Origin of the sequence: Natronomonas gomsonensis, assembly GCF_024300825.1 — an archaeon.
GTDB classification, from domain to species: domain Archaea; phylum Halobacteriota; class Halobacteria; order Halobacteriales; family Haloarculaceae; genus Natronomonas; species Natronomonas gomsonensis.
Window position 1 is genome coordinate 2693393 of sequence record NZ_CP101323.1, and the last position, 24690, is coordinate 2718082.

Below are 24690 nucleotides of genomic sequence, written 5' to 3' on the forward strand. Positions count from 1 at the left end.
CGCTGGAACGGGCGGCCGTCGGAGTATCATGTTTTACGGTACCATGAACCAAGAACTGAAGTACGTCTCCCCCGTCGGCCCGAACATGGAGACGTCCGAGCGGCCAACGTTCGAAACGGAGGCCGGAGAGGAGATTTACCAGTACGTCGAACGGCACGGCACTGCAGCGCGACATCGGGTTCGAGAGGTCACGTCGCTGCCGCCCGAGGAGTTCAGCGAGGCGCTCGAACAGTTGGAATCGAGGGGGTATCTCGAAGACGATGGCGGGACGCTACAGGTCGCTCTCGACGTGGGGTCGGTGGAGTCCTACACCGCCGGCGACGTCGAGTACACGATTCGACCGGCCAAGCAGTCTGATTTCGATGGACTCATCGACACCATCCGGGACGTGACGGCGAAAGACACCTACGTCGTCGCCGAGTCCATCGCCGAGCAACTGCTGTACGAAGACGCTGTGACGCGACACAACAGCGTCGAATCGCGGGTGTTCTTCGTCGCCACCGTCGACGGCGACGTCGTCGGGTGGGCACACCTCGATTTGCCGCAGGTCGATAAACTCCAGAGCACCGCTCAACTCACCGTCGGCGTCCGCGGAGACTACCAGGACAACGGCATCGGGAGCCGACTGCTCGAACGCGCCCTCGATTGGGCGGAGGCCAACGGCTACCGGAAGGTGTACAACAGCGTCCCGACGACCAACGACGAGGCCATCGTCTTCCTCGAAGACCACGGCTGGGAGACCGAGGGCGTCCGCAAGGACCACTACACCATCGACGGCGACCACGTCGACGAAGTGATGCTGGCGTACACGTTCTGAGCGCCATCCTCTCGATGCGGCACCTCTTGAATGGGCCTTCAGTGCGGGGTGTAACCTCTATACTGATTCGTGTGAAACGTCATGGAGAACCATGAATATAGATAGCACACGACACCTACAACTCGACCGGGAGAGTCGTGGGACCCGATACTACCGCAACGCTGTTGAACGACACTGGGATCCCTTCGATATCGACCTCGAGGCCGACCGCGAGGCGCTAGTCGAGTCCCTGCAGTCCGTACCCGATGCCGAAGAGCGACTCGACAACTTCCGGATGGGTGTGGCCCGCTTCGGTGCCGGCGAGCAGGCCGTCACCGAGGACCTCGCGCCGCTTGCGACGGCACTCGACGACATCGACGACCAACTGTTCATCACGACGCAGTTGTACGAGGAGGGCAAACACACCGACCACTTCGACCGCTACTGGCGGGAGGTCATCCACCCCGTCGAGGAGGAACTCGGCTTCGAGACCTCCTCGCCGACCGACGAGAAGTGGTTCAACGAGGCATACGACGACCTCTTCGAGCGCAACGAGGAAGCGATGCACCGACTGCTCGATGAGCCGACGCCGGAGAACTTCGCACGCGCGTACTGTCACTACCACCTCGTCATCGAGGGCATCCTCGCCCAGACCGGCTACTACGGTCTCCAACAGGCGTACTCGAAGGACAACCATCCCGACCTTCCGCACCTGCCCGGGCTATACGAGGGCTTTACGCTCATCCGACAGGACGAGGGCCGACACGTCGGCTTCGGGATGGCGAAACTCAAAGAACTCGTCTCCGAGGGCGACGTCGACCCCTCGTTGCTCGACGAGACGGTCAACGAACTCCTGCCGTTGGTCGACGGCATCGCCGCCAACCCCGACGAGGAGTACCGCGAGGACATCGGGCCGAGTCCCGAGGAACTCCAGCAGTTCGCCACCGAAAAACACCTCCAGCGAATGGAGCAAATCAAAGACGCCGCCGAGGACGTGCCGGACCTCGAATCCCTCACCGAACTGGAAGGCGTCGGCGACTGAGGCGACTCAGTACCGGTAGACGGCGTCGGCGATGCCCGCGGTTTGCCCGACGCCGACGACTGCGAGTGACGCCGCGAGCGCGGGTTGGGTTCCGGTGGCGACCCCAGTCGCGTATCCGGCCGCACCGAGACCGCACAGCGCCGCCCCGCCGAAATAAATCCACGCACCCGCTCGCACGCGCCGTCCGGTGTAGACGAACCCGATGGCGGGCAGGAGCATCCAGCCGTACAGCGCGACCGAAAACAGCGCTCTCGCGGGACCCTCAACGCGAAACCCGACCGTTCCGGCCACCGTGATGAGGAACCCCACCGCGATGACGGTTCGCCAGGCCCACAGCACCCCTTCGCTCATCTCTTGCCACGACGCGACGGCGAAGGCCGCGAGCAGGACGCTCATCACGACGTGGGCGACGAAGAGGGTATACGAGTCGACGATGCCGAGGTGGGCGGCGGTGACGAACGCCCACGCCAGCGGGACCAACACGACCGGCCCTGTCTCTCTCGCGTTTCGGAACACACCACCGCTTCGTGTCGAACCGACAAATAGCCCCGCTCACGTCGGCTCGATTCTGATGATTCGGTCGTCGGACTCGACTGGGAAGTCGGTGAGCGTCCGACCGTCGCGGTTCGAGGTGAGCAGGTACAGCGCGCCGTCGGGACCTTCCTCGACGTGGCGCAGGCGGCCGAACTCGCCGTCGTACAGCCGGTGTGCGGTCGCGGTGTAGCGGTCGTCGAGCCAGTCCGCATCGAAGCGTCTTCCCCCGTCGGGGTCTGCTCCGTCGGCGTCGAGAGTCACACAGAACAGTGTCTGGGAACGCAGGCCAGCGACGAACAACCGGTTGTGCCACGCCGATATTGCGTCACCGGTGTAGAACGTGCTGCCGGAGGGTGCCCACGTCGTATCGGCGCCGGTGTTGAGAAGCGGCGGCGTGAACGCCTCGCTCTCGCCGTAGGCGTTGTACTGGACGCCGCCGGGGCCACCGCGGGCGACGTTCCAGCCGTAATTGGCGCCGGGGCGTAACGCCGACACCTCGTCGCGGTTCAGCGGCCCGTGTTCGGCGACCAGTGGTTCGCCGTCCGGCGTGAACGCGATACCCTGTGGGTTCCGGTGGCCGAGCGTGTACGTTCGGGGGTCACCGCCCGCCCCGAAGTCGGGGTTTCCGGGTGCGGGGTCGCCGTCAAGGGTCACCCGAAGCACAGCGCCGCCGAGGGAATCGGGGTCCTGTGCGATGTCTGCGCCTTCCTGTGCGTCCCCGGCGAGTATCCAGAGGTGGCCGTCGGGACCGACTTCGATGCGGCCGCCGTTGTGCCAGTCGTTGGCCGGAATCCCGTCGACGACAGCCGAGACTTCGTCGGCGTCGATGTCATAGCGGATGACCCGGTTCCGGAGGTCGTCGGCGGCGGTGTAGTAGACGAACAGTGTCCGCGGGTCCGGGTATTGTGGGTGGGTGGCGATACCGAGCGTCCCGCCCTCGCCGGGGCCGGTTCGGTCGGGGAGGTCACTCGCCGAGAGCACGGTCGTTGCGTCGTCGGGCTGCAAGCCAGACTCCGTCGCTAGTGTCTCGGCCTCGAACCGTCGGACGCCGCCGGTTCGCTCGGTGAGTAGCGCCTCGCCGCCGGCGAAGGTCAAATCCCACGGAATCGAGAGGTTCTCGACGGCGGTCGTCGCCGTCACCTCGGCGTCCAGCGGCGACCTCTCGGCCGGGTCCCACGTCGGCGTCGCCGGCCACGTCGTTTCGCCCTCGCCGGTCGGGTACTCGTCAGCCTCGCCCGCGAAACAGCCGGCGGTCGCCGTCAGGCCGGCAACACCACAGGCGAGCAACTCCCGTCGCGTCGGCCGATGCATACCCGCCATCGGGGGGCGAGACGGATACGTTCTCTCCCACCGGCGAACGTTCCTCCCCCGAGGTCTCAGAACACGGAGTCGGCGGTCGCGGCGCCGACGACGCTGAACACCGCGCCGACGGCGATGGCGCGCAGCGTGACGACAACCATCTCGACGCCGACGAGGTCATCGAGAAAGGTCCCGGGGGCGCCGAACGCCACTGCGAGAATCGCGACGGAACCGTAAGAGACCAGCATCAACGAGAGAAATCGGGTAGGAACGCCCGCGAGGTCCCTGTCGTCGTCCGGGTCGCGGCCGGCGGCTTTGTACAGCGCCGCATAGCCGATGGCGAAGACGATGGTAACCGTCAGAAGCAACTGAAAGGAATTCATGTCGCGTGCGAGCGTCCACACCTCCTCAGTGACGACGAACGGGCCGGCAAGCAGGAACCCGCCGACGACTTGCTGGGCCGAGTCGGCGAGTCGGAACCGCCCTTGAGGCCGAATGCGACGCATACTCACCCCGTCGGCAGCGATAAGTAAAACGGCTCCGTTGTGTGCGGCGATGGTCGACCGAGCGGGAATTCGCGCCGCCCTGTCGGAAACGCGGGGGTATCTCCTCTCGCATCACGGCCCCGACGAGGAGTTCCAACGGAAGTACGTCAACTGAGTCAGCAGAACAGTTGCGTGACGTAGACGGCGTCCTCGCCCAGTGCGACGCCGACGCCCTGTCTCGTGTAGCGGTCTCGCAACAGCGTCCGTCGGTGCCCCGGCGAATCGAGCCACGACCGGATGACGTGGTCGGCGACGGCACGCTCGGAGGTGGCGATGGCGCCACGGGGCGTCTGATAGATGTTCTCGCCGACCCGACAGTCGAGCCCGGCGGCGTCGACTCTGTCTTGGGGGCTCTCACCGTCTGGATTCGTGTGATTGACGAACCCTCGGTCGCGCATGTCGCGACTGTGTGCGCGGGCGACCGCGGCGAGTGATTCGTCGTGTTCGGTCGCTCCCACGCCCGCGTCGGCCCGCGCGGCGTCGCTTCCGTTCTCGATGTGGGTTTCGACCGCGTCGGCGTCGAGACCACCGTCGTCGAAGGGGCCGACGGTGGCGACGGCGCCCAACGCGAGGCCGACGACGAGGAGCGTCAACACGGCGAGACCGACGCCCGGCCGGAACAGCGACGACAGCGACGGCGAGTCGTCGGTGTCTTCTCGCCCCCTAGCCGCCCCGTCGAGGTCGAGTCGCCATCCGGTCGTCGTTCCGGCGGCCGTCCCCGGGCAGTCGTGGGCGTCCGGCGGGCGGTGGTCGGGACAGTACGCTCCGCCGCAGTGCGGACAGGCGTCGCTGACCGTCGCATCGTCGCCACAGACCGCACACTCGGAGGCCACGGTCGGCCTATGGTCCGGCCCCTCAAAACGACGGCGTCGAACTACAGCGTCAACTCGGCGCTCGGCATCTGAAGGAACGCCGTCTCGTAGCCCTCGTGGCGGGCTACCTGCGGATGCGTGACGACTTCGAGCGTGAGTTCGTCGCCTGCCTGGATGTCGTCGACGGCCGCGCCGTAGTGGTAATCGAGGCTGTCGTCGAAGGTGCGTTCGAGCGCCCCCTCGAAGACGGTCTCGCCGCCGCGTTCGATTCTCGCATCAAGCGCCATTCCCGGCAACACGAGTTCGTTGTACGGCGTTCGGGCCGATACCGCGAGATAGTCGCCCTCGCCGTCGACGCCGTCGGGTCGCTCCGAAAGCGAGACGACGGCCAGTTTCGCCTCGCCACTCTCGGCGGTTCCGTGGTGGGTCCCGGGCAGTTCCTCCAGTTCGGGCGCGACGCCAAGGGGGTGGTTCATGTCCATGACCGACGGGACGGCGGCCTCGCCGGCCCGGTCGCCCGCTCGCTCGATGCCGAGTTCGTCGCGCTTCTCGGTGGTGAACTCGAAGGGGACCGTGACGCTGGCCGGATCGCTGAAACGGCCCACGTACTCGCCGGTCCGGCGGACGTTCGTACCGCCGACCGACATCGTCACGTCGTAGGTTCCCTCGCCGTCGAGTTTGAAGTTGGCGCCGTAGTGAAAGCCCATCCGTGCCGACAGCATCGGATAGATGACCTGTTCGTCGAGCGCTTCGCCGTCCCGGGCGATGTCGACGCTCATGCCCGTATCCGGGAGGACGCGGCCGGTCTTGGGGTCCCAGACGACCGCCATCAGGTGGATGTCGTTGCTCCCGTCGACGTCGTGGAGGTTGGCCTCCTCGGCTTCGGTCGTCGTCGCATCGACCCGCCAGAAGCGGTGCGGGTAGGTGTACATCAGCGCGAAGGCGTACTCGCCGTCGTCGGTTTCGGCCATGTCGACCATCGCCATTCCGTCGACGTGCGTCGGGTAGTACACGCGGTCGGGTCGGTCTTCGAGAATCGGTGGTGTGGAGGTGACTTCCCGTGTCCGGATGAGGTCCGAACAGCCGGCCAATCCGACGGCTCCGGCACCGAGACACAAACGGACGTAGTCGCGGCGTTGCATTACGTGTGCGTCGGTTCGGAACCCGTATTTGGGTTCTGGTCCGACCGTCGAATCGTGCGGGGTGTCGTCGTCCGTTATTCCAACAGCGCGTCGACGAGTCGCGTAAAGCGGTCGACGAGGCGCTCGGGGAGCCGCGGGTCGGCGGTGTCCAGCAGTTCGGCGGTCCGGTCGGCGTCGACGACGGCGAGTTGGTGGCCGTCGTGGCGCTTCTCGATTAAGCCGGCTTCGGCGAGTCGCTCGGTGTGCCACGAGAGCGTGCTGCGGGCGATGCCGACCGATTCGGCGATGTCGACGGGTCGACTCGGTCCCTCGTCGAGCAGCGCCGCGACGATTTCGGCGCTCGTCTCCCGGCGCAACAGCGCCAGTGCCGCCCGCTCCCACTCGTCGTACTCCGGCGGGTAGTAGTGGGTCCTACCGAACAGTTCGTCGGTGACGACGGCGCTGCGGCGCCGGAGTTTTCGGACGTGATACTGGACCTGCCCGGGTGCGAGGTCCAGCGCCCGGACCAACTCGTTGAAGTGGACACCCGGGTCCTCCCGGATGTGTCGTTCGATGCTGTCGCGGGTGTCGCTCACCGTATCCCACCTCCGATGGGGTCTCGGACGGTGTGTGCCGACAGCACGGCGGCAATGACGAGTGCGGCCATCACGATGTCGAGTCCGTGTTCCAGCAGGTGATGTACTTCCAGCGATAGCCCGCCGGTCATGTATCCGACGCCGGTCACTGCGCGGACGAAAAGTGCCGCGAGCGCGAGCGCGACAAGCAGATACGGCCACGAGCGCCGCTGGACGAACGCGGCGAGGCCGACGCCGAGGATGCCAGCGGCACTCACCGTCCCGAACGCCAGCAAAACGCCGAGTATCAGTGTGTAAGCCATGGTTTGGGGTACTTCCACCTCGTCTCACGACGGAAGTGAGTTGTCGCCCGACGCTATGGGTCCGAGTCGAATATGCGTTCCGTCGCGTTCGTCGTTGGACCGTAGCGGTGACTCCCCAGTTCGATTATCAATTAGAATCAGCCGTCACCAATCGCTCACAGCTCGATTTCCTGTTCCTCGTACAGTTCCTCGAAGTCGAGGTCGCGCTCTTGAGCCTGCAGTTCGCGCTCGATTTCGTATTCGCGGCGCTGCTCTCGCTTCTTTCGTCCTTTCTGCTCGCGGCCTCGCTTCGTATCCGGCATGGCTATGTGTGGGTATGACACGCACACATATATGCGTAACGCCACCGGCGGAGTCTGCGCTCAAAAAAACAGGGTTGCCGGCCTCAGACCGGGGGTCCGCCGGCGAGGCTGTCGCGGTCGTGCGGTTTCCCGAAGTCGGAGGTCGGCCCCATCGGTACGATTCGTTTTGGGCTCACGTCCGGATGGGTGGTGTAGTAGTGTTCCTTGATGTGGTCCATGTGGGTCGTCTCGCCGAATCCCGGCGTCTGATACAAATCACGGAGGTACGGCCAGAGGGTGTCGTACTCGCGGACGAGTTTGTGGTTGCACATGAAGTGGGTGTGATACACCTCGTCGAAGCGGACGAGGGTGGTGTACATCGCGATGTCCGCCTCGGTGAGGCGGTCGCCGACGAGGTATCGCTGGTCGGACAGCACCGAATCCCAGCGGTCGAGGGCTTCGAACAGCTCGGTGACAGCCTCGTCGTAGGCCGACTGCGTCTCGGCGAATCCGGTCCGGTAGACGCCGTTGTTGATGGGTTCGTAGATGTCGTCGAGAGCCGAGTCGATGTCTGCTCTGCGGTCTGCGGGCGCGAGGTCGATGCCGTTGCCCAACTCGGCGAACGCCGTCGTCAGGTTCCGCATTATCTCCCGGGACTCGTTGTTGACGATGGTTTCCTCCCGTTTGTCCCAGAGTACCGGCACCGTGACGCGGCCGGTGTAGTCGGCATCGGCCTCGACGTACACCTCCCGGAGGTAATCGGAGCCGTGTATCGAGTCGGTCGTACAGCCGTCCTTCTCGGGGGTGAACTGCCAACCGCCGTCGTCGCGGTAGGGGTCGACCACGTCGACGGAGATAGCGTCCTCCAGACCGAGCAGTTTTCGTGTGACGAGCGTTCGGTGCGCCCACGGACACGCATAGGAGACGTAGAGATGGTAGCGGCCCGCTTCGACGCCTTCGGCATCGACGCGGTCCCGGAACGTCGTGGGTTGGCGCTGGAACGACCCGTCTTCGGCGGTGGGGTCGTACTCGGTTACCCACTCGCCGTCGATGAACTGATTGACCATATCCATTCTTGGTTCTCTCGGGGGATATGCTTCCGGGCGATGACGGCGGTTGCCGGAATCGGTGACGGTAGAATCGATATCACGTAATTTCGTGGTGGTGGGCAGGGATTCAAGTCGTTCCGTCGTTGTACGCGAGTGAGGGCCGATGGCCCGAGCGAGCGCTTTTTCATCGACGTTTTACGGGGGTTGAGCGCTCGCCGCAGGCGAGCGCGAGGCCCCCGACGAAAAAAGGTCGAATCACAACGCTATTGAAGGGCCTTTACTAACATCGAATATGGTCACGACAGTGGGTATCGTTGGCGGGGCGGTGCTGACACTCGCCGCGGTCGTCCTGCACTTCTCGAAGGGCTCGGAGTGGACGCCCCGAGAGGACATCTCCGACGAGGTCATCGAACAGCGGGCCTCGGCGGTCCCGGAGACGGAGTTCCCCGAACCGGGCAATCGCAGTATCGGCGGTGGCGGTGCGGCCGCCGCGGCGGTCGCTGCCGGCGAGGGTGAAAGCGAGGGCGAACTCGAAGACGGCGAGGCGGGCGACGACAGTCCGGCCGCCATCCCCGACGACGAAGCGGAAGTGTACGAAATCGAGTACGTGAAGGAAGGCACCACCATCGAGGTCAAGGAGAACGAAACCGTCCTCGAGGCGGGCGAAGACGAGGGCTGGGACCTCCCCTACGCCTGCCGGGAGGGACAGTGTATCTCCTGTGCCGGCCACATCACCGACGGGGGCAACGCCGAAGACTACGTCGAACACCACACCAACCAGATGCTCGGCGAACCCGAACTCGATGACGGCTACACGCTCACCTGCGTCGCCTACCCCGTTTCGGACTTCTCCATCGAAACCGGCGAATCGCCGTAACGCTCGGCCTTCTTTGGCCGTCTATTTCCGTTCACAACGGTTACATTGCGGCTTCGATTATCTGCAATCGAGAGCCGTAGCTCAGTAGACAGAGTGCTTGGTTCCGGACCAAGATGTCGCGGGTTCAAATCCCGTCGGGCTCGTTCCGTTTCATCACGTTCCGAATTGTGCGGATGATGGCTTGGTGTATGCAACCCCATCTTCAATAGATGAATAAGCCCCTTCGTCACATATCTCAGCGAGAGTATAAATCAACGACGGGATGTCGGAGTCGCCAGATATCCGTCGTGGGGTCGAGGTTATTCGGTTCGCTTCCCCGTTCGGTGAGCAGGCCAACGTGGTAGAGCATCGCTTTCAGCTGGAACACGGTCGGTGAATGGTAAACGTTGCCGTCAGCGAGCACCGATGTACGGAGCCCACCGTCGGCGTCGAGAGCTCGCGTTCGGACGCTCTCGGTTCCCCGAAGGAACAGTTCGACTGCGAACGTCGGGTGTGAACGGTGGAGATGCGTGAGAAACTCGGCGAGCGACGGTTCGGTGTTCCCGTCCTCCTGAAGCGTCTGGAGGGCCTCGACGAGCAACGGCGTCGCCGGATACGCCCAGACGACGCGGCGAGCGAGTTGCCCCCATGCCGGCGCGAGGTCGGTGAACCGTTTTTGGCTTCTGTACCAGCCGGCGAACTCGGCAAGTGCGTTTTTGACGTTGCCGGAGTGGTCAAGCGCAAACCGGATGACTTCGTCACCGAGTGGAGTGAGTCGCGGGCCGGCGGCTGTCTCCTCCGTCAGTCCGAGAAACGCGGACCCACGGCGGGCGTCATTGGTCGCGCTGACCACGTCGTACTCGTCCAAGAGGTCCGCGGTGTCTCCGTCGGCGTAGAGTGCCAGCGGATAGCCAAGGTAGTTTTTCGGGTGATTGAGGCCGAACGACTGGTCGGTGACGCCCTGTGCGCTCGCCTGAAAACGGATGGCCCGGGTGTCATCATTCGCGCTGTTGCCGACGACTCGCGGCGTCTCCAGTACCTCGACGCGCTTGCCATGGACGGCGAGTAGGCCGACGTTGAGTTCGCGTGCGAGCGTCCGGTTCGGTTGGTCGACTGCTGCTGCGGGTACGGCGACGTACGCCGCGTTCGCCTCGCCAAGCCGGTTATGCGCCTGCACGATGCCTCGTTCGACGTCGACGGTGCCGTTGGCAGTGTATCCCTTCGCCTCTATGACAACGAGGGGTGGATTCGTCTCGTCCACTCGGTCGACCGAAAGCAGGTCGTTCTCGAGTTTCCGGACGCCAACGAGGTCGGGGTAGCCGCTCCCGACGCGGACATGATTGAACGGGGCGAGTTGGTCGCGGATTGATTCCGGGATTTGCTGGCCGTGTAGCCACGTTTGCTGTCCGAACTGCGTGTCGCAGACAGCGTAGGTGCGGTCCTCGTCTGGGTAGGGAAACAGTCGTGCCTTCGCGGACGCGAGGACCTCCGGTTCCGAGAGGGCAGTTGCGGACATGGGTGGGGATCGCGTGGGTGCGGCAAGAAGTTATGGGGAGCGAGAGTGCGAAACGGGCCGTCGGATTGGACGGCGTCGAGTTATTCCCCGCTTTGGGACGGAGCGGTACAGGGCGCAGTTTCCGGTGTCCTCGCTCGTTTTCCGTCTTCCGCTCTCTCAGATTGGTTTCGACTCGCCTGCTGTAATCCGCTATGTCGACGATTCGGCCGAACAGTTCTGCGACAGTCTCGATGAACTCCGGGTCGCCGGTCAGGCGAATCGTCGAGATGTCCGCCGGGAGCGTGTTCCCGGCGATGTTGCTCGGTTTCTCGACTGCATCACGAGCGTCGGAATCAGTCCTCTGGGTCTTTCGAGGCCATCTCTGAGGGAACGCCAGCGTGTCTGATTCCCGTCTGGTTCTGTATCTCGAACCGATACACGTTGACATCCTCCGATTCGCTCGCATCCTTCAGCGCCTCGGGGCGTTGGATCGGTTCGAGGGCCTCTCCGAGCGATTCCCATTCCCGTTCCGGCACTCGACTGATGGTCCCTTCGAGGCTGACGCTACTCCACATGTGCTCAGTGTCGGCTGTGTACACCAGGAAACTGGCCGCGGCGGTTTCCTCGGTCAGCAGCGCCTTCTGACTCACGCTCCCCACGACGTAGGTGAAATAGAGGTTCGTTTCGCCGTCGAACCCGTAGGATAGCGGCACCATGTACGGCAGTCGCTCGGTCGGGAGGCCGAGTACGCCGATTCCCTGCGTTTCGAGGAACTCCCGAATCGTCTCCTCGTCCATACGTTCGACGCCGTGGTCGGCGAGTTCGTCAATCGTCATGGGTCACATACGACTCCGTCCTCATTAAATTGGACGGGCGAAACGACCGTCTGGGGTCCACGCTGTCGGTGCAGCCGTCGGATACCGGCGTTCGTGGCGGCGTTTTCACGTCCCGTCAGACGCGTGGCCGACTGGTCTTTTTGTACGATGCCGTCCAAGCCGGTATTCCACAGTATGCCTCGTGATACGGATGACGGCGAGCGTCCGACATCGGGAACCGACGGTCACGTCCCCGTCGAGGTCAGCGTCGGTGCCGACACGGACGAACAGCCGTCCGTCGAGTCGAACACGCGCATCGACATCATCGTCGACCGGGAGTCGTACCCGACGGCGCGACTCGACGACGGCCGATACGTCGCGTGGTGGTTCACCGCCGACGCTCCCGAACCGGATGCAGCGGTGACAAGCGAGTGGGTGACTGCGCCGACGCGCTTTCTTGCGGCCGGCACGTTACACGAACTCTGGGAGAACCCCGCGGCCTTCGACTCGCTGACTGCACAGGGATAGCGGTGGCCGTTTCGGCGCTTCAGTCGGTCACTCCTCGGTCGTCTCTTTTCCGTCTCCGGTGTCGACCAACCCCAATCCATCGAGAAGTCGGTCGGTGACGACGGCGGCGACGATGTCGACGAGTGTGGTGTCGTCGCTGTCGTAGTTGGCGAAGATTCCGAGCGGAATCTCCCCGCCGGCCATCTCTCGGTGGCCGCCGGCGCTTCCAACCTCCTCGAAGGTCGTCGCGAGGACGTCACCGATGTTGATTCGTGGGTCCGTCGAACGGGCGCTGATGTGAATCGATTCGTCGATAATGCCGAAGACGACGGCGGTTTCGACGCCCTCCAAGGTGGCGAGGTAGTCGGCGGCTTGCGGGAGGGCATCCCGTTCGGTCGTCCGGCCGACGTGGGTGATGAGGACGGCCCCGCGGACGGTTCGATTGTCGATGGCGTCGGCGATGGCGTCCACGGTCGCTCCGGTGACCGACGGCGAGGAGAGTTCTCGGAGGAGGCCGCGGTCGGCGTGGTCGTGAAGCTCGGCGGCGGCTTCGTACTCAGCGCTCGTCGTTCCTCGGAGAAAGCCCAGCGTCTCCCGTCGTATCGCGAACAGTAGCGCGGTCGCAAGGGGCGTGTCGAGTTCCACGTCGAGTTCCTCAACGTACTCCGTCAGGATGGTCGCCGTCGCGCCGATGTCCTCGCGGTGGTCGACGAACGTCGCGTCGATGTCGTCGTTCGGGTGGTGGTCGATGACGATGTCGACATGCGTCCCGTCGGGTACTTCGTTGTTCGACCCCGGGACCGCGTGGTCGACGAACGCGAGCAACGAGTCCTCGGGGCGTTCGGTGATGGCCGCGGCATCGAACGGCTTGAGGTCGATTTCGAGAAGATTGACGAACGCACGGTTCTGCTGGTGGCTGATTCGGCCGCTGTAGACGATGCGACGCTCGTCGATACCCACGCTGGCAGCGATTCGCCCCAACGCCAACGCGCTCGCGAGACAGTCCGGGTCGGGGTTGTTGTGACAGACGATAGTGAGCTCCGAGGCTCCCGACAGCAGTTCCCGAAGTGATGCTGCGTTGCTCATCCGTGTCGTCCATCGGGCCGTCGCTACAAGCCTCTGACCCCTGTCCGTGACTCCACGCTGCCAACGGCTAGGTGAATAATGCCATTTCTTGGTATTGAGTGGTATTTGGTGGTAAGAGTTATATAGTCGGGACGCGTTAGTTCAATTACAATGAGCCAAAACGACTCCGCGGTCAGCACGATGTTCAGTTTCCAGCGCAGCACGCTCGAACAGACTCAGAACGCCATCGAATCCGGCGTCGAGTTCCAGCAGAACGTCAACGAGCGTCTCGTCGAGAGCTTCGACACGACCCGAGAGTTCTCCGAGCGCAGCAGCGACCTCGTCCGCACGGGTGTCGACGCCTACTTCGACGCCGTCGAGTCGGCCGTCCCCGGCGACCAGGACGTGCTGGCGGACGTTCGTGAGACCCTCGACGAACAGCTCGACGAACTCGAAGCCAACCAGTCGGATGCCTTCGACACCATCGAGGAGAACCTCGACGACGGCCACGAGTCTGTCGATGAACTCCTCGAGGACTTCCTCGAAACCCTCGACGAGCAAGTGTCCCAACTGCTCGAGGCCAGCGAGGACCTCGAAGACCAGACCGTCGACGCCCTCGAAAACCTTCAGGAGTCCATCGAGGACCTCCAGGAGCAACTCGACGAGCGCTCCGAGGAGTTCCAGGACCAACTCGACGAGCAACTCGACAACATCCAGAACCAACTCGAAGAGCAGGCTGACACGGTCCAACAGCAGATAGAGGACGTCTCCGAGCAGGTCGAGGACGCGACCGAGAACACCGACCTCACGGCGTAACTCGGATACACACTGTCGAACCACTCCTTCGACGTTTTTCCGCTTTCATCTAGCTACCGTCAGGCCCGCTCGGCACGTCACCTCGACGGCGCGTGACGGCCCTGCTCGGCTGCTCTCACGTTTTCAGTCCGCCCGACCCTTTATACCGAAGAACGGCACAACGTATACACCGAAGCGGTCCCCGAACGCGGAAACAGGGTCTACGGATGAACGACGATGCGCCGTCGCTGCAGGGTACGGACGATGCCACCAGCACCGCACAGGTCGGTCTCGTCGTCCTCGCCGCTCTCGCGCTCGTCGTCGCCGCCTTCCTCGTCCCCGTGGTCGCGCCCTCCGGCGGGGCCGGCTCGGGGGAGAGCGACTCGACGGGTGGTCCCGGAGGGGATGACTCGACCGACTCCCCCGACGGCACCTTCGATTGGTACGAACTCCTGGAGTGGTTCCTCCCGGAGAACGACGGCGAACCCACGCGTACCGAGCCGCGCTGCTCTATCGGCCTTGACCGCCAGCCGGAGCCCGGCGGCGAGGTCACGGCGAAGGTCTCCTACGAGGGCGAGTCGCTCGCCGACGCGTCCGTGTGGTTCAACGGCGAGCGCGTCGGCACCACGAACGCCAACGGCGAGGTGACCGGGACGGTCCCCTACGAGCGCGAACTCACGATTCGGGTCGACGTTCCGGGCCGTCCCGACTGCCGTGCGAGTACCGGCAGCGTCCGCCGAAGCGGTGGCCCCGTCCTGTCGTCACCTGCAACGTTCCCGGCCCTCTCGGTCGCCGCGGCGGCCCAGCAGACCGCCACGCCGAACGCGAGCGTCACCTATCCGGTCGACGGCACCGTCACGGTCGACGTTCGTGGGCGTCCCTATCCCGGCGACACGCTCACCGTCAAGTCGGCGATCGACGGACGACCGTTCCGCGGCGCCGAGGTATTCGTGGACGGCGAATCGGTCGGCGAAACCGACGACGACGGCACTGCAACCGTCGCAGTCCCCGAAGACGGCACGGAACGATTTCGTGTCCGCGTCGTCCGCGGTGACTTCGCGGGGTCCGAACGGGTTGACGTGCTCCTGTTGTCGGCATCGCTCCGCCCGGAGAACCTCCTCGCGCTCCCGGGTACCGAGGGCGACGTACTCGCTCGGCTGGGAGACGACCCGACCGAAGCCGCCGTCTTCGTCGGCGGTGAACGCCGCGGGACGACCGGTGCCGACGGCCGACTCACCATTGACTTACCGTTGGACCCAACCACAACGATAGCAGTCGAGACGGCGGACCAGCGGGCGACGACCAGCGTCGCGTCCCACTACGCCGTTCCGGCAGGCGCCTTCGCCCTCGTCGTCGCGCTCCTCGCGGCAGTCGCCTACCGCATCCGCGGCCGCCGCGGCGTGGCAACCGTCGCTGCCGGTGTCGCCGCCGTCGCTGCAGTCGTCGTCGCGGACGGCCTCTACGGACCGACGGGTCGATACGCCGCAATCGTTGCGGTGGTCGCCGCCGTCGTCGGAATCACTCTATACCGGTGGCGGCAGTCGATTACGAAGGGTGCCGCTACGGCTGGCGGGACGCTCCGCTGGCTGGGCGTCACCGTCGTTCGCGCGGCCACGAACGTCCGCCGCCTTCCCGGCCTGCTCCGACGCCTGTGGGCGTCGTTCGTCGAGTCGGCGTACCGCAACGCACTCCGTGTGGCCGACGACATCGGGCGCCTCGCGTCGGCCGTCGCGACGGCCGTACGGCGTGCAGCAGCACGCCTCCGGTCGCTCCCACGGTCGGCATCCGAGTTCTTCGAGCGTTTGCGTGACGGTCTCCGCTCGATGGCCGGCGGTATCCGACGGACCGTTCGGAACCCAATCGTCCTCGCCCTCGCGGTGGCGGGCGCGGGAGCGACGGTCGTTGGCTACCGCGTCGGTGGCGGCATCGGTGCGGTTCTCGGAGCGGCAGCCACGCTCGTCGTCGCCGTCGCTCTCGAACTCCGTCGCCGTGCCGCCGACGGCTCGAACTCCGCCGACGGCCCCGCCGCCGGCGAAACTGCCCCGACCGAACCGGCCCACGTGACCGACGACGGCCGCTCGGTTCGCACGCTGTGGCGTGGCTTCGCCCGTCTCGTCGCTCCGAATCGGTGGCGTTCGAGCACTCCGGAGGAGATAGCCGCTGCCGCGGTCGAACAGGGGTTCCCCCACCGACCGGTCGCGGAACTGACGCGGCTGTTCCGGGAGGTGGAGTACGGCGACCGCCCGCTGTCGGCGGCCGTGCGCTCGCGTGCGACCGACGCCTACGAAGCCATCCGACGACGCGACCGGGGTGAAGAGCAGTGAGACGCCAACTCCTCGTCGCCGTCGCCGGGTTCGCCCTCGTGTTGGGCGGCGCCGCACTCGCCGTACTCGCCGAGTGGCCGAGTTCCTCGACGGTCGAAACCGGTTTGCTCGTCGCCGTCGCGCTCTTCGCACTGCTGTTGGCCGCTCTGAAAATCAGGACATCCCCCGCGGCCGCCGACAGCGGGCGGTCGTCTGCCGAGCCTTTCGCCTCGCCTCCTCCCGAAGATGTCGCAAGCGAGTATCCACTCTCGAGTGTCGCACTCGCCCGCATCCTCGACGGTGCGGGCGAGACGGCACGCCGTGAAGGAACCGTCGAGGACGGCATCGACGTCGTCCGGCCAGCGCTCCGTGATACGCTCATCGGCGCGCTCACACAGGGTGGGAGCTCCGCCGAATCCGTCGAGGACCTGCTGGACTCGGGCGAGTGGACGGACGACCGTGTCGCTGCCAGCGTCCTCTCCGAACACGTCGACCCGCCGGACCGGTCGATTCGTACCCGCCTCGAAGCGTGGCTGTTTCCCGAGCGAGTCGTCCGACGGCGCGCCCGTCGTGCGACCGAGGCGGTCGCGGTCGCCGCCGAAGCGGCGCTGCCGACCGTCCCCGGACAGACGGCACCCCGAACCGTTCCCACCGTCAGCACGTCGCTGTCGGAACTCCAGCGCGGCGTCGACGGGCGCCTCCAGCGCGCGAGTGACCCGATGGCGATTGCCCGTGGCCCCTCGCCACCGGAGGCTTCCACCGACGAGGAGGATAGCGAATGACTCGCCGACAGCGGCGCTGGGGTGGCGGCCTCGCAGCGAGCGTCTTCCTCGCTGCCGTCGGCGTCTTCGACGGCAACGGCGCTTTGCTCCTCGCCGCTGCAATCCCGCTTGCGTACGTCGCGGCCGACGCCATCTCGGACGTCACCGTTCCCGACGCCATCTCGATAACCAGACACGTCGACCCGACGCCGGCCCCGCCCGGCCGCCCGGTCACCGTCTTGCTCACGGTTCGGAACGACTCCGAACGGACGGTCCCCGACCTCAGGGTCGTCGATGGAGTTCCGGCCGACCTCGCGGTCGTCGACGGGACGCCGCGAGGCGGGACCTCGTTGGCCCCCGGCGAGGACCTCACGGTCGAATACGCCGTCGCGGCACGGCGCGGCACCTACGAGTTCGAACCGGTGCAACTCCGGGCCCGCGGGTTCGGTGCGGGCACCGTCGAGACTACACGGCGTGTTTCGGACGGCGACAGGCGTCTCGTCTGCCGTCTCGACGCTGATGCCCCACCCATCGACGAATACGGCGACGCACGGCCGGGACGACTCGAAAGCGACGCTGCCGGCGCCGGCGTCACGTTCCACTCCACGCGGGAGTACTACGCCGGCGACCCGGCCGAACGAATCAACTGGCGTCACTACGCGAAGCGGGGCGACCTCGCGACCACCAACTACGAGCGAACCGTCGCCGCGACGACGGTTCTCGTCATCGACGCCCGGATTCGAAACCGGGTCGTCGCCGGCCCCGGCCGCCCGACGGCCGTGGAGTTGGGCACCTACGCAGCGACACACGCGCTCACCGACCTCCTCAGACGCGGCCACGACGTTGGCGTCGTCGTCTTGGGTCTCGACGGCCCTGGGCCGGCGGGGCTCTACTGGCTGCCGCCGGCCGGGTCCCGACAGCAGCGCGCTCAGGCCCTCGAGTTGTTTCGGGCAGCCAACGACGCCGCAGGCCGTCCGCCGAACGAATCGGCGCAGGTCAGACGCGTCATCGAGTTGCTCCCGCCGGGTGGACAACTCCTCACCTTCTCGCCGGTCCTCGACGACCGGGCCGTCGACGCCGTCGAGACGTGGCGAGCGGCCGACGTTCCCGTCGTCGTCCTCTCGCCCGATATCGTCCCGGAAAACACCGTCAGCGGGCAGTACGTCCAAGTCCGGCGGCGGGCCCGACTCGCCCGGTGTCAACGAGTCGGTGCCCGAACGGTCGATTGGCGCCGCGGGACGCCGCTTCCGGCCGTCTTGGCCGAGGCCTTCGCCGCCGACGCACGCCTCGCCTCGACCCGGCGACGAGGCCGCGCGACCGGGGGTGACGGCCGGTGACGATACCGATTCCGCTCTTGGACCGCTCGTCGGCCGTCGGCGACGAGGGCCGCCCCCGCGCAGCCAGCCTCGCTGTCGCCTCCTTCGTCGTCGCGTTGCTCGTCGTCGCGGGTGGGTTCGCTATCGGCCAACCCGACCTCCTGCTTTCGCTCGGTTCGGTGACTGGACTGGCCGGGGCCGGCCTCGCGCTGCTGGACCGCGAGCGGTTCGTCCACCTGCTGGCCGGCCACTGTCTGTTCGTCTGGTTCGGGGCGCCGCTTTCGCTTCTCGTTGTCTTCGCGCCACTCGCCGGCCGCGTCGGCATCGCCGTCGACGGGTTCGCACTGGCGCTGTTCGGCCTCGCGATGACGTGGGGCAACGCCGGCACGCGAACGCATCTCAGCGACGGTCTCTCGGCGAGTACGCTCACTTTCGCGGCGGCGATACTGTGGCTCGTCGGGTTCGCTGCCGTCGCCGTCGGTCTCGCGATTGCAGAGCTGTCGGTCGAGGCTCTCGTCGGCCAGTCGTCCGCTGCTGGAGGGCTGGCGAGTTTGTTCGTCGTCGCCGCCTATGCGGGGGCGGGAATCGCCGTCGCGATTCGATGGCTCCCGATTCGACAGTTGACGCCGCGCTCGCGGCGTCCGGCCGTCGAGAGGCGGGTCGCTGCTGTCCGGCGGTACGCCCTCGGAACGATTGCCGTCGCCGTGCTCTCGCTTTTGGCCATCTCCCTGATTCGGGCGTCGGGTGGATTCGAACGTCTCGAGGGGACGGTGCCCGCGGCGGGATTCAGCGCGCTGTCGTCGCCGTTCGTGGTCTGGCCCGCCGTCACCGTCGGGACGGTCGGCATCCTCGCCGGCGCCGTCGCGCTCACGCTCCGCCGACTGGCCCGCGACAGCGACCCGGCGTCGGCCGAGCGACTCGCCGCGGTCATCGCTGGGTTCGTTCTCGCGGTGGCCACCGTCGTCGCTGCCGCCCTCGTCGCCGTCTCCCCGCTCGTCGGCGTGATGACCCTCCTCGCGGTGCTCGCCGCTCCGCTCGCGCTCGTCGTCTGCGTCGCGATACTCGTCCTCGCTATCGACATCGGCGTCCTCCCCGACCGAGCCAGCGGTGCGGCGGTGGCTGCGTTCGGACTGGTCATCTCGGCTGTCGGCTTCGCTCGTATCTCGGTGCCGTTGACGTTCGCCTGCGTCGCCGTCGCGCTGCTCGTGTGGGACCTCTCGTCGTTCGGGTTCGGCGTCACCGCCGAACTCGGTCGGATTCCCGAAACGCGGCGTCTCGAACTGGTCCACGCCGTCGTCGGTGTCGGCGTTACGGTCGCCGTCGTCGTCGCCCTCACTGCCGTCGACACGTTCCGAACGAGCGTCTTCGCCGGCGTCGGCGGGACCGTCCCCGCCGTCGTCGCCTGTCTCGGCGCGCTTGCGCTGCTCGGAACGCTCCGTGGATGAGGGCCGGACATTCTTGTAGCCACCCGCCGAACGACGGCCATGAACGAACCGGACGAAACCGTCGACGACCCCGAGGAGACGGTGCAGTCCGTCGTCGAACGCATCGAATCCGTGGCCGTCATCGACCGGCGCGTCCTCCGGAGCATCCTCTCGGCGGTCGTCGCCCGCGGCCACGTCCTCATCGAGGACGTTCCCGGAACGGGCAAGACCGTCACCGCCCGCGTTCTCGCCGAAGCGCTCGGCCTCGATTTCAACCGCATCCAGTTCACGCCGGACCTCCTGCCGGCCGACATCACCGGCTCGACGGTGTACGACGAACACGAGGGCACCTTCGAGTTCGCCGAGGGTCCGGTGTTCACTAACGTCGTGTTGGCCGACGAAATCAACCGCGCGCCGCCGAAGACACAGGCCGCCCTCCTCGAAGCGATGGAGGAACGACAGGTCAGCGTCGACGGAACGACCTACCCCCTCCCGGAGCCGTTTCTCGTCATCGCGACCCAGAACCCCGTCGAACAGGAGGGAACGTTCCGTCTCCCGGAGGCCCAACGCGACCGCTTCAGCGTCAAGACCTCATTCGGATACCCCGACGTCGACGGCGAGATGGGGCTGTTGGCCCGCCGTGACGACCGCCGGGAACTCTCTCCTTCCGTCGAAGCAGTCGTCTCCCCCGAGACGGTTCGGGCCTTGCAGTCGCTGGCCGAGGATGTCCACGTCGACCCGAAGATTCGCCGATACATAATCGACCTCGCGCGGGCCACCCGGGCGGACGACCGAACCGAAATCGGCGTCTCGCCCCGTGGCGTCCAGCGAATCTTCGAAATCGCACGCGCCAGCGCGGTCATCGACGGTCGTGAGTACGCTACACCGAGCGACGTCAAGGGCCTCGCAGAAGCGACGATGGCCCACCGCCTCCTGTTGACGACCGAGGCCACCGTCGAGGGAATCGACGAGCGCGCCGTCGTCCGGTCGGCGCTCGAAGATGTCGACATCCCCGCGGTGTCACCGGACGCCAACGACCCGACGGCGGAGAGCGACCGGGAATCGACGGACCCGGACATCGAATCCGAAGCCGACGACTCGGCTTCCGAGGCGTTCGAGTTCGAATCGGACGCGACCCCGAACGCGGCCGGTGACGGACGCGACTCCGATTCGTCGTCCTGAAACGCGAACACAGAATTCAGTCCGCGCCGCCAGCGATGGCACCGCCGGGTTCGCCCGGTTTGGGAACCGTCTCGGGTTCGAGCGCCGTCCGGGCCTCCGCGGAGAGTTTGTTCATCACCGCACGTCCCTCCCGTTCGCGGGTGATGATGCCGTCCTCTTCGAGTCGCTGAAGGTGGTGGGTAATCGTACTCGGGTCCCGACCGAGTTCCCCCGCGAGGTCGCTGACCGACGCCGACCCGAGGCGCGCGATAGCGTCGATGATGCTCGCCGTCGAATCGTCGTTGAGCGCCGCGGCCAGTTCGATTCCCTCGGCGTACGCCGGGTAGAATCGACGCTTTCCACGGAGTTTCGCCCCGGAAACGAGGTCTTCGCGCTCGAGAACCCGCACGTGGTGTCGCGTCGTCGACAGCGGGAGGTCGGCTTCCTCGGAGACCTCCGAGAGGTACGACCCCGGCGCCTCGTTGACGATTTCGTAGACGCGCTCGCGGGCCTCGTGTTCCAGCGGGTCGGAATCGTCGTAGCGGCTGTATCGGAGGGGGAAGAAGAACGGCCGGAGTTTCTCGACCAGCGAGGTAAGGGTGAACCGGGGCATCGCCGCGAAAGCGCCCATCGCCGACGCGCCGACGCCGGCGCTGCCGGAGAGGAACGCGCTCCCACGGAAGGCGGCGACCGCTGCGACGGCACCGAGGCCGACCGCGGCACCGCCTGCGGGGGCGGTGGGGAGGGGTTGTCCGCCGGTACCACCGGCGCCGCCGGCACTCATCGCTGCACCGGCCGGGGCGTCGTCCCCGTCGTCGAGGACGATTTCGTCGAACTCGTTATCGGAGTCCGATGCCGCCGATGTACCGACGGCGCCGACCAGCACCTCGTCGCTTCCGGAGGTCAGTGTCCCACCGACGGTCGTCAACGTGGCCGTGGTGGTCGTTGCTGTTGTTTCGACGGTTTCGTCGGATTCGATTCCGGTGCCGGCCTCCAGCGTCTCGACGGCCAGCTCCGAACCACTTCTCGTCTCGACGTAGAGTCCCTCGAAGCGGTGCTCGTCGAGCGATTCGGCGTTCTCGAGGTCGCCGATGTAATCGAGTACTTCTGTCCGCCAGTCGATGTCGTCCGTCGAGTCTTCGGCCGTGTCGCCGGCCTCATCCGTCGCGTTCTCGACCGTGTCGTTGATTCCACCGGCCGTGTCGTTGACACGGTTTCGCACGCCTGTACTCGAGTTGTTGTCGCCTTCTCGGTCGCCAGAGGTGGTATCATCGGTCGAGCCGTCCGTCGTGTCAGCCGTCGACTCGTCCGAACTCGATGCGCCGTCGGAATCGTCACTCGCGTCGTCGTCCGTACTATCGCTCGTGCTGTCGCCCGAATCGCCGTCGGTATCGTCGCTCGTGTCGCCGTCGGTATCCGCTTCACCGTCGTTCGTATCGTCGTTCGTGTCGTCCGAAGTGCTGTCTCCATCCTCGCTGTCGCCGGAGCCGAACGTGCCGTTCAGTCCGTCTTCGAAGGTCGACGTACTCGCAGCCGCGACGGGCGCTCCCACCGCCGAGCAAACGACGAGCAGCGCCGCCAGCACAGCGAGGAGTCGACGCATGTGAGTATTTGACATGGTTGGGGCTCCGAAACCAAGTTAGCGAACGTATCGACTGTCTATTTAAATCGATTGTGCTGGTGATGTATGGGTGTATAAGTGAGGTGTCGACCCAGAACCGCAAGAGTGCGGGCCGAATACGAACGCGGACCTGGAATTGTCTTTTGTTTCTAAACACCTATATAAATACACTAGCCAAAGCGTCCAAAAGTGACAATATTTGCACCGGCGTTGTTCGTGAATATCCAACCCCGTTCCGCCCGCCCCGGTCAGAGGTTCTCGCGCTGATAACTCCCGTCGTAGGTCCCCTCGTGGTCGGCCTCCGCGAGGACGAACTGTGCGATTCGGGCACCGGCCTCGATTTCGATGTCGTGGTGGACTTCAAGCAGCCCCTCGCCTTTTCCCTCGTAGCCGGCGTCCCAGACGGCGGTATCGAGCATACAGGAGTTCCGCAGCAGCGACGACCGCGGGTAGATGAACCCGATGTGGTCGTCGGGAATCGAGACGATTTCGGCGTACTGGACGATGTATCCACCCGGTGGAAGGTAGTACGTCTCGTTTTCCTCGGTCACCTCGTCGATGGATTCACCCTCTACGACGGGGTCTGCGGGACGGCGATGCCGCGTCCCGATTTCCTTTCCGTCGCGGCCGATGCGTCCCGGTTCGCGCTGTTCGTACACCGCCTGCAGGGTCACGTCGACGCCGTTCGGCTGGACCTGCTCGTCCGTTGTCGGCGTGACGTGGTCGGCGACGAAGGCACCGCTTCGGTACATACGACCGGCCACTCCGGCCGCGAACAAGTCGCTTGCGCTCCCCCGCTCGCAGGGGTCCGACCGGCTTTTAGGGCCGCGCGACGAACGGCCCGCCATGGATGCAGACACCTTCGAGGAACAGAAGTACGTCGACTACTTCCCACAGCTCCAGCAGGCGTACAAGAACGCGTTTAACCGCGTCAACGAGACGTACGACTCCACGCTGGTCCACGGCATCGACCAGCAGGTGCTCAACGAATCCGAGCCGTTCTACGACGACGAGGAGGGGTTCTATCTCGAACTCCCCGAGGACCCCTATGACCGACTGACGGGCGTGCTCGTCGACGAGGAGAAGTTCGAGGCGGTACTGGACGAGTACGTCGAGGAAATCGAACGGGAGTTAGAGCGGGTTTTTGACGCCTGATACGAGACGGAACCAACCTGAGGGGTCAGCTGTCACAGGCCCCGCCGTTCCACACGTCGAGGCTCCCCTCGTCGTTAATGTGAATGCGGAGGCGGACGCACTCGGCGTCCTCACTGACACCGTGGGTGACACTCCTCGTCTCTATCTCGCCGTCGTCGAGACGGGCGTGGATGCGGTAGGCACCCGGTTCGTCGTTCCACTCGCCCTCGATGGTGGTGCTCGACCCGCCGGATTCGAGTTGGTAGGTGCCGAGATGGAGCATTCCGTCGCCGGCCTCGACGGCCAGTTGTACCTGATGGCTCTCCTCGTGGTTGTTCTGGACGGAGAGTTCACCGAGTTCGACCGTTTGGGTGTCATCGTCGTCGGCCGCATCAGCGATGCTACCCTCGGCGTTCGGCTCCCCGTCGTCTCCTAAGACGCCCAGACAGCCCGCACTGGCGGTTGCGACGCCGGCAGCCGCGAGCAGATGGCGACGAGTTGGCATACCAGCTAGCGGGCGTGAACCGACATAAACTCCCGTCAGACGCCCGTCTCCCACGTGTCACACCTCCGGCAGAAGTGCCCATCTGGACGCTCGGCCCGACCGGAGCCAAATCTTCATACGGCTGCGCTGCATACGCTCGGACATGAGTACCGAATCCGCCGACGCCGACGAGGACCTTCGCGAGCGCATCAGCAACTTCCTCCGCCGCAACTTCCCACAGATTCAGATGCACGGTGGTAGCGCGGCCGTCCAGAACCTCGACCGCGAGGCGGGCGAGGTCACCATCATGCTCGGCGGCGCCTGCTCGGGCTGTGGTATCTCCCCGATGACGATTCAGGCCATCAAGTCCCGCATGACCCAAGAAATCCCCGAAATCGACACCGTCCACGCCGACACCGGCATGGACGGTGGCAGCGAGGGAATGGCCGGCGGCCAGATGTCCCCCTCCTTCCCCGGCCACGAGGGCGGCGACGACGAGGCCGACGAAGGCCCCGAAGCCCCGTTCTAACTCCCTTCTAACGGCTAATCGTTCGACCACGACGACACACCAGTCGT

Annotated in this window: 27 protein-coding genes and 1 tRNA gene; 13 read left to right on the plus strand and 15 right to left on the minus strand. The window is 65.6% G+C overall.

Annotation, left to right across the window (positions count from 1 at the left end):
- Positions 1 to 85 precede the first annotated feature (85 nt).
- Together NMP98_RS14355 and NMP98_RS14360 are read left to right on the plus strand one after the other, a co-directional pair.
- Positions 86 to 817 (plus strand): GNAT family N-acetyltransferase, encoded by a 732-nt coding sequence (locus NMP98_RS14355; RefSeq protein WP_254861329.1) that lies wholly within the window; start codon positions 86 to 88, stop codon positions 815 to 817.
- Positions 818 to 908: 91 nt separating this feature from the next.
- Positions 909 to 1838 carry a ferritin family protein gene (locus NMP98_RS14360; protein WP_254858558.1) on the plus strand — a complete coding sequence of 310 codons (930 nt, stop codon included), beginning with the start codon at positions 909 to 911 and terminating at the stop codon, positions 1836 to 1838.
- A 6-nt stretch (positions 1839 to 1844) separates the two neighbouring features.
- Here the strand turns inward: NMP98_RS14360 and NMP98_RS14365 are convergent, their stop codons facing one another.
- The 9 genes from NMP98_RS14365 to NMP98_RS14405 all read right to left on the minus strand — a co-directional run bounded on the left by NMP98_RS14365 (position 1845) and on the right by NMP98_RS14405 (position 8401).
- Positions 1845 to 2354, minus strand: a complete 510-nt coding sequence (locus NMP98_RS14365) for a hypothetical protein (protein WP_254858559.1) — start codon at positions 2352 to 2354, stop codon at positions 1845 to 1847.
- A gap of 36 nt (positions 2355 to 2390) precedes the next feature.
- Positions 2391 to 3683, minus strand: a complete 1293-nt coding sequence (locus NMP98_RS14370; protein WP_254858560.1) for a PQQ-dependent sugar dehydrogenase — start codon at positions 3681 to 3683, stop codon at positions 2391 to 2393.
- A 65-nt stretch (positions 3684 to 3748) separates the two neighbouring features.
- Positions 3749 to 4177 carry a DUF2391 family protein gene (locus NMP98_RS14375; protein WP_254858561.1) on the minus strand — a complete coding sequence of 143 codons (429 nt, stop codon included), beginning with the start codon at positions 4175 to 4177 and terminating at the stop codon, positions 3749 to 3751.
- Positions 4178 to 4332: 155 nt separating this feature from the next.
- Positions 4333 to 5049: a CAP domain-containing protein gene (locus tag NMP98_RS14380; protein WP_254858562.1), complete on the minus strand. Its 717-nt coding sequence runs from the start codon at positions 5047 to 5049 to the stop codon at positions 4333 to 4335.
- 41 nt (positions 5050 to 5090) lie between these two features.
- Entirely contained in the window at positions 5091 to 6170 is a 1080-nt protein-coding gene (locus NMP98_RS14385; RefSeq protein WP_254858563.1) for an iron transporter, read from the minus strand.
- Positions 6171 to 6244: 74 nt separating this feature from the next.
- On the minus strand, positions 6245 to 6745 hold the full coding sequence (locus tag NMP98_RS14390; protein WP_254858564.1) for a winged helix-turn-helix transcriptional regulator: 501 nt from the start codon (positions 6743 to 6745) through the stop codon (positions 6245 to 6247).
- A complete protein-coding gene (locus NMP98_RS14395; RefSeq protein ID WP_254858565.1) occupies positions 6742 to 7047 on the minus strand; it encodes a DUF7471 family protein in 306 nt (101 codons plus the stop codon). Before NMP98_RS14395 ends, NMP98_RS14390 begins: the two co-directional genes overlap by 4 nt.
- Positions 7048 to 7202: 155 nt before the next feature.
- Complete coding sequence (locus tag NMP98_RS14400; protein WP_254858566.1) at positions 7203 to 7349, minus strand: hypothetical protein; 147 nt, start codon at positions 7347 to 7349, stop codon at positions 7203 to 7205.
- Between the two features lie 83 nt (positions 7350 to 7432).
- Complete coding sequence (locus tag NMP98_RS14405; protein WP_254858567.1) at positions 7433 to 8401, minus strand: glutathione S-transferase family protein; 969 nt, start codon at positions 8399 to 8401, stop codon at positions 7433 to 7435.
- 268 nt (positions 8402 to 8669) lie between these two features.
- Here NMP98_RS14405 and NMP98_RS14410 point away from each other — a divergent pair, with 268 nt between their 5' ends.
- Positions 8670 to 9254, plus strand: a complete 585-nt coding sequence (locus NMP98_RS14410) for a 2Fe-2S iron-sulfur cluster-binding protein (protein ID WP_254858568.1) — start codon at positions 8670 to 8672, stop codon at positions 9252 to 9254.
- A 71-nt stretch (positions 9255 to 9325) separates the two neighbouring features.
- Positions 9326 to 9397, plus strand: a tRNA-Arg gene (locus NMP98_RS14415).
- A gap of 92 nt (positions 9398 to 9489) precedes the next feature.
- Here NMP98_RS14415 and NMP98_RS14420 read toward each other — a convergent pair.
- Both NMP98_RS14420 and NMP98_RS14425 read right to left on the minus strand, forming a co-directional pair.
- Positions 9490 to 10749, minus strand: coding sequence for a hypothetical protein (locus tag NMP98_RS14420; RefSeq protein WP_254858569.1), 1260 nt, complete (start codon positions 10747 to 10749; stop codon positions 9490 to 9492).
- 332 nt (positions 10750 to 11081) lie between these two features.
- A complete protein-coding gene (locus tag NMP98_RS14425; protein WP_254858570.1) occupies positions 11082 to 11564 on the minus strand; it encodes a pyridoxamine 5'-phosphate oxidase family protein in 483 nt (160 codons plus the stop codon).
- A gap of 174 nt (positions 11565 to 11738) precedes the next feature.
- On the opposite strand from NMP98_RS14425, the gene NMP98_RS14430 reads away from it, so the two are divergent.
- A complete protein-coding gene (locus tag NMP98_RS14430) occupies positions 11739 to 12071 on the plus strand; it encodes a hypothetical protein (RefSeq protein ID WP_254858571.1) in 333 nt (110 codons plus the stop codon).
- A gap of 27 nt (positions 12072 to 12098) precedes the next feature.
- Here the strand turns inward: NMP98_RS14430 and NMP98_RS14435 are convergent, their stop codons facing one another.
- A complete protein-coding gene (locus NMP98_RS14435; protein ID WP_254858572.1) occupies positions 12099 to 13136 on the minus strand; it encodes a DHH family phosphoesterase in 1038 nt (345 codons plus the stop codon).
- A 150-nt stretch (positions 13137 to 13286) separates the two neighbouring features.
- Between NMP98_RS14435 and NMP98_RS14440 the strand changes: the two genes are divergently transcribed.
- From NMP98_RS14440 to NMP98_RS14465, 6 genes are all read left to right on the plus strand, one after another.
- A complete protein-coding gene (locus NMP98_RS14440; protein WP_254858573.1) occupies positions 13287 to 13931 on the plus strand; it encodes a V-type ATP synthase subunit I in 645 nt (214 codons plus the stop codon).
- A gap of 206 nt (positions 13932 to 14137) precedes the next feature.
- Positions 14138 to 16234, plus strand: a complete 2097-nt coding sequence (locus tag NMP98_RS14445; RefSeq protein ID WP_254858574.1) for a DUF4129 domain-containing protein — start codon at positions 14138 to 14140, stop codon at positions 16232 to 16234.
- Positions 16231 to 16995, plus strand: coding sequence for a DUF7269 family protein (locus tag NMP98_RS14450; RefSeq protein ID WP_254858575.1), 765 nt, complete (start codon positions 16231 to 16233; stop codon positions 16993 to 16995). Before NMP98_RS14445 ends, NMP98_RS14450 begins: the two co-directional genes overlap by 4 nt.
- Entirely contained in the window at positions 16992 to 18311 is a 1320-nt protein-coding gene (locus NMP98_RS14455; RefSeq protein ID WP_254858576.1) for a DUF58 domain-containing protein, read from the plus strand. The genes NMP98_RS14450 and NMP98_RS14455 overlap by 4 nt, the downstream gene beginning before the upstream one ends.
- Positions 18308 to 19735, plus strand: a complete 1428-nt coding sequence (locus NMP98_RS14460) for a hypothetical protein (RefSeq protein WP_254858577.1) — start codon at positions 18308 to 18310, stop codon at positions 19733 to 19735. Before NMP98_RS14455 ends, NMP98_RS14460 begins: the two co-directional genes overlap by 4 nt.
- Before the next feature lie 39 nt (positions 19736 to 19774).
- Entirely contained in the window at positions 19775 to 20896 is a 1122-nt protein-coding gene (locus NMP98_RS14465; protein ID WP_254858578.1) for an AAA family ATPase, read from the plus strand.
- Between the two features lie 16 nt (positions 20897 to 20912).
- On the opposite strand, the gene NMP98_RS14470 is transcribed toward NMP98_RS14465, so the two are convergent.
- Together NMP98_RS14470 and NMP98_RS14475 are read right to left on the minus strand one after the other, a co-directional pair.
- Positions 20913 to 22493 (minus strand): winged helix-turn-helix transcriptional regulator, encoded by a 1581-nt coding sequence (locus tag NMP98_RS14470; RefSeq protein ID WP_254858579.1) that lies wholly within the window; start codon positions 22491 to 22493, stop codon positions 20913 to 20915.
- 251 nt (positions 22494 to 22744) lie between these two features.
- On the minus strand, positions 22745 to 23248 hold the full coding sequence (locus tag NMP98_RS14475; RefSeq protein WP_254858580.1) for a deoxyuridine 5'-triphosphate nucleotidohydrolase: 504 nt from the start codon (positions 23246 to 23248) through the stop codon (positions 22745 to 22747).
- A gap of 94 nt (positions 23249 to 23342) precedes the next feature.
- Here NMP98_RS14475 and NMP98_RS14480 point away from each other — a divergent pair, with 94 nt between their 5' ends.
- Positions 23343 to 23651, plus strand: a complete 309-nt coding sequence (locus tag NMP98_RS14480; RefSeq protein ID WP_254858581.1) for a DUF5783 family protein — start codon at positions 23343 to 23345, stop codon at positions 23649 to 23651.
- A 25-nt stretch (positions 23652 to 23676) separates the two neighbouring features.
- Here NMP98_RS14480 and NMP98_RS14485 read toward each other — a convergent pair whose 3' ends face one another.
- Positions 23677 to 24135, minus strand: coding sequence for an Ig-like domain-containing protein (locus NMP98_RS14485; RefSeq protein WP_254858582.1), 459 nt, complete (start codon positions 24133 to 24135; stop codon positions 23677 to 23679).
- Positions 24136 to 24277: 142 nt separating this feature from the next.
- Here NMP98_RS14485 and NMP98_RS14490 point away from each other — a divergent pair, with 142 nt between their 5' ends.
- Positions 24278 to 24643, plus strand: a complete 366-nt coding sequence (locus NMP98_RS14490) for a NifU family protein (protein WP_156709631.1) — start codon at positions 24278 to 24280, stop codon at positions 24641 to 24643.
- The last annotated feature ends 47 nt before the right edge of the window (positions 24644 to 24690 follow it).